Origin of the sequence: Streptomyces sp. UH6 (assembly GCF_013421635.1) — a bacterium.
Classification (GTDB): Bacteria; Actinomycetota; Actinomycetes; order Streptomycetales; family Streptomycetaceae; genus Streptomyces; species Streptomyces abyssomicinicus.
The window spans coordinates 1-4,817 of record NZ_JACADT010000410.1 but is presented as its reverse complement, the minus strand read 5'-3'; the positions used below and the strand labels follow the sequence as shown (position 1 = coordinate 4,817).

The 4,817-nt window shown below is 70.3% G+C and carries 3 protein-coding genes; 1 reads left to right on the top strand and 2 read right to left on the bottom strand.

Annotated features, from left to right (window positions below):
• Positions 1-35: 35 nt before the first annotated feature.
• The gene (locus HW445_RS18750; RefSeq protein WP_308799453.1) at positions 36-731 is read right to left on the bottom strand and encodes a TetR/AcrR family transcriptional regulator; all 696 of its coding nucleotides are present in this window, start codon (positions 729-731) and stop codon (positions 36-38) included.
• A 7-nt stretch (positions 732-738) separates the two neighbouring features.
• Complete coding sequence (locus HW445_RS18745; protein ID WP_180222151.1) at positions 739-1,752, bottom strand: fatty acid desaturase; 1,014 nt, start codon at positions 1,750-1,752, stop codon at positions 739-741.
• A gap of 328 nt (positions 1,753-2,080) precedes the next feature.
• Between HW445_RS18745 and ppc the strand changes: the two genes are divergently transcribed.
• Complete coding sequence (gene ppc / locus HW445_RS18740) at positions 2,081-4,813, top strand: phosphoenolpyruvate carboxylase (RefSeq protein WP_180222150.1); 2,733 nt, start codon at positions 2,081-2,083, stop codon at positions 4,811-4,813.
• The last annotated feature ends 4 nt before the right edge of the window (positions 4,814-4,817 follow it).

The window sequence follows — 4,817 nt, the reverse complement described above, 5'->3', positions numbered from 1 at the left end:
TCGGCGTCGCGCGGGGCCGGACGGGCGGCAGGCGGTCAGGACTTGCGGTGGCCGATGAGCTTCGGCTTCTGCTCGAGCCCGTCGAGCCCGTGCCACGCGAGGTTGACCAGGTGCGCGGCCACCTCCGCCTTCTTCGGCCGGCGTACGTCGAGCCACCACTGCCCGGTGAGGGCGACCATCCCGACCAGCGCCTGCGCGTACAGCGGCGCGAGCTTGGGGTCGAACCCCCGGCTCTTGAACTCGCGGCCGAGGATGTCCTCGACCTGGGTGGCGATGTCGGAGATCAGTGAGGCGAAGGACCCGGTGGACTGCGGGATGGGGGAGTCCCGCACCAGGATGCGGAAGCCGTCCGTGTACTCCTCGATGTAGTCGAGGAGCGCGAACGCGGCCTGCTCGCACAGCTCCCGCGGGTGACCGGCCGTCAGGGAGCTGGTGACCATGTCGAGCAGCCGCCGCATCTCGCGGTCGACGACCACCGCGTAGAGGCCCTCCTTGCCGCCGAAGTGCTCGTAGACCACCGGCTTGGAGACCCCGGCCTTCGCCGCGATCTCCTCCACGGAGGTTCCCTCGAAGCCCTTGGCGGCGAAGAGGGTGCGTCCGATCTCCAGCAGCTGCTGACGGCGTTCCGCGCCCGTCATCCGGGTGCGGCGCGTGCGCCGGGGCGGCTTCTCGGTCCGCGTGTCGTCACGGGGCCGTTCGGAATCGCTGGAGCTGCTGGAGTCGGTCACCACATGTCAATCATGCCGCGTCGGCCGTGGCGCGGGCCCGGCGGGACCGGTCGGCGTCCGGATCACGTCGTGCGTCGATGCGCTCCGCGGAGGGCCAGCGGACGTCGTAGGCCCAGCCCAGCTGCTCGAACCAGCGGATGAAGCGGGCGGAGGAGTCGAGCTGTCCCTTGAACACGCCGTGGCGCGCGGAGGTGGGGTCGGCGTGGTGCAGGTTGTGCCAGGACTCGCCGCAGGAGAGGACGGCCAGCCACCAGACGTTGCCGGAACGGTCCCGGGACTTGAAGGGGCGCTTGCCGGTGGCGTGGCAGATGGAGTTGATGGACCACGTCACGTGGTGCAGCAACGCCACCCGTACGAGTGATCCCCAGAAGAACGCGGTGAAGGCGCCCCACCAGGACATGGTGACCAGACCGCCGACGATCGGCGGGATCGCCAGCGAGAGCACGGTCCAGAGGATGAACTGGCGGGAGATGGCGCGCAGCGCGGGGTCCTTGATGAGGTCGGGCGCGTACTTCTCCTGCGGGGTGCGCTCCTCGTCGAACATCCAGCCGATGTGGGCCCACCAGAGGCCCTTGATCAGGGCGGGGACGCTCTCGCCGTAGCGCCAGGGGCTGTGCGGGTCGCCCTCGGCGTCGGAGAACTTGTGGTGGCGGCGGTGGTCGGCCACCCAGCGGACCAGGGGGCCTTCGACGGCCATGGAGCCCATGACGGCGAGCATGATCTTCAGCGGGCGCTTGGCCTTGAAGGAGCCGTGCGTGAAGTGCCGGTGGTACCCGATGGTCACACCGTGGCAGCCCCAGTAGTAGAAGAAGACCATCAGGCCCAGGTCGAGCCAGCTCACCCCCCAGCCCCAGGCCAGCGGCACGGCCGCCAGCAGGGCCACGAACGGGACGACGATGAAGAGGAGGAGGGCGATCTGTTCGATCGAGCGCTTCTGCTCGCCACCCAGGGTGGCCTTGGGCAGGTTCTGTGGCGGCGAGGCGCGCCGCGAGTCTTCGTCGATCACTTCGGAGCTGGTCGTCATGGGCATCCCTCGAACGCGTGAGAACTGCTGAGAACGGCTGGGAGCTACTGATGAGTAGTGCCGAGGCGGCGGTGTCCTGCAGTGTTGCGCTTCCTACGGTTCCGTAACCTACGGCAACGTAAGTATGGCAGCGGCTTGTCTCACGGCAAGAGCCGCTCGCCCGCGTGTGCCCTCGCTTGCCTATCCTTGAACCGGTCGGACAGCGCGGTCCGCTCCTCATTCAGTCTCTTCCCGGACGAACCGACCCCAAAAGCCGTGAACGGCCGCACGGGTGGCGCGTCCGGGTGCCCTGCCAGACAGAGCTTCACCGTTGCAAGGAGCCGCACCTGTGAGCAGTGTCGACGACCGGACCACCACCACGAGCAGCGAACTGCGGAGCGACATCCGCCGCCTGGGTGATCTCCTGGGCCAGACCCTGGTCCGCCAGGAAGGTCCTGAGCTGCTGGAACTCGTGGAGAAGGTCCGCAGACTGACCCGGGAGGACGGCGAGGCGGCTGCCGAGCTGCTCCGGGGCACCGAGCTGGAGACGGCCGCCAAGCTGGTTCGTGCCTTCTCCACCTACTTCCACCTCGCGAACGTCACCGAGCAGGTGCACCGGGGGCGCGAGCTGAGGGCGCGCCGGGCGGCGGAGGGCAGCCAGCTGGCCCGTACGGCGGACCGGCTGAAGGACGCGGACCCGGCCCACCTGCGGGAGACGGTGAGCAACCTCAACATCCGTCCGGTGTTCACGGCGCACCCGACGGAGGCCGCCCGCCGCTCGGTGCTGAACAAGCTGCGGCGGATCGCGCACCTGCTGGAGACCCCGGTCATCGAGGCGGACCGGCGCCGCCACGACACCCGGCTGGCCGAGAACATCGACCTCGTGTGGCAGACGGACGAGCTGCGCGTGGTGCGCCCCGAGCCGGCCGACGAGGCGCGCAACGCCATCTACTACCTGGACGAGCTGCACGCCGGCCCGGTCGGCGACGTGCTGGAGGACCTGACCGCCGAGCTGGAGCGGATCGGCGTCGAGCTCCCCGACGCGACGCGGCCGTTGACCTTCGGCACCTGGATCGGCGGTGACCGGGACGGCAACCCGAACGTCACCCCGCAGGTGACCTGGGACGTGCTGATCCTGCAGCACGAGCACGGCATCAACGACGCGCTGGAGCTCATCGACGACCTGCGCGGCTTCCTGTCCAACTCGATCCGCTACACCGGCGCCACAGACGAGCTGCTGGAGTCGCTGAAGCGGGACCTGGAGCTGCTGCACGAGATCAGCCCGCGCTACAAGCGGCTGAACGCCGAGGAGCCGTACCGGCTGAAGGCGACGTGCATCCGGCAGAAGCTGCTCAACACCAAGGAGCGGCTGGCCAAGGGCACGGCCCACGAGCCGGGCCGTGACTACCTGGGCACCGCCCAGCTGCTGGCCGACCTGGTGCTGATCCAGACCTCGCTGCGCGAGCACCGGGCCGGGCTGTTCGCGGACGGCCGGATGGACCGCACGATCCGCACGCTGTCGGCGTTCGGCCTCCAGCTCGCCACCATGGACGTGCGCGAGCACGCCGACGCCCACCACCACGCGCTGGGCCAGCTGTTCGACCGCCTCGGCGAGGAGTCCTGGCGGTACGCGGACATGCCGCGGGACTACCGGTCGCGGCTGCTCGCCAAGGAACTGCGCTCGCGCCGCCCGCTGGCGCCGAGCCCGGCCCCGCTGGACAAGGCGGGCACCAAGACGCTGGGCACCTTCGACACCGTCAAGCGGGCCCTGGACGTCTTCGGCCCGGAGGTCATCGAGTCGTACATCATCTCGATGTGCCAGGGCGCGGACGACGTCTTCGCGGCGGCGGTGCTGGCCCGCGAGGCCGGGCTGCTGGACCTGCACGCCGGCTGGGCGAAGATCGGCATCGTGCCGCTGCTGGAGACCACCGACGAGCTGAAGGCCGCGGACACGATCCTCGACGACATGCTCTCCGACCCGTCCTACCGGCGCCTGGTGGCGCTGCGGGGCGACGTCCAGGAAGTCATGCTCGGCTACTCGGACTCGTCGAAGTTCGGCGGCATCACCACCAGCCAGTGGGAGATCCACCGCGCCCAGCGGCGACTGCGCGACGTGGCGCACCGGCACGGGGTGCGGCTGCGGCTCTTCCACGGCCGCGGCGGCACGGTCGGCCGCGGCGGCGGCCCCTCGCACGACGCGGTGCTGGCGCAGCCGTGGGGCACGCTGGAGGGCGAGATCAAGGTGACCGAGCAGGGCGAGGTCATCTCCGACAAGTACCTGGTGCCGTCGCTGGCCCGGGAGAACCTCGAGCTGACGGTGGCGGCGACGCTCCAGGCGTCCGCGCTGCACACCGCGCCGCGGCAGTCGGTGGAGGCGCTGGCCCGCTGGGACGCGGCGATGGAGGTCGTCTCCGACGCCGCGCACGTGGCGTACCGGAAGCTGGTCGAGGACCCGGACCTGCCGGCCTACTTCTTCGCCTCCACCCCGGTGGACCAGCTGGCCGACCTGCACCTGGGCTCGCGGCCCTCGCGCCGTCCCGACGCGGGCGGCGGCCTGGACTCGCTGCGGGCGATCCCGTGGGTGTTCGGCTGGACCCAGTCCCGGCAGATCGTCCCCGGCTGGTTCGGCGTCGGCTCCGGTCTGAAGGCGCTGCGCGAGGCCGGGCTGGACACGGTCCTGGAGGAGATGCACCAGGAGTGGCACTTCTTCCGGAACTTCGTCTCCAACGTGGAGATGACGCTGGCCAAGACGGACCTGCGGATCGCCTCGCTGTACGTCGACACGCTGGTGCCGGACGAGCTGAAGCACGTCTTCGACGTGATCCGGGCCGAGCACGAGCTCACGGTGGCGGAGGTGCTGCGGGTCACCGGGGAGTCCGAGCTGCTGGACGCGAACCCGGTGCTGAAGCAGACCTTCGCGATCCGTGACGCGTACCTCGACCCGATCTCCTACCTCCAGGTCACGCTGCTCAAGCGGCAGCGGGACGCGGCGGCGTCGGGCGAGGAGGTCGACCCGCTGCTGTCGCGGGCCCTCCTGCTCACCGTCAACGGCGTGGCCGCCGGCCTGCGCAACACCGGCTGACGCC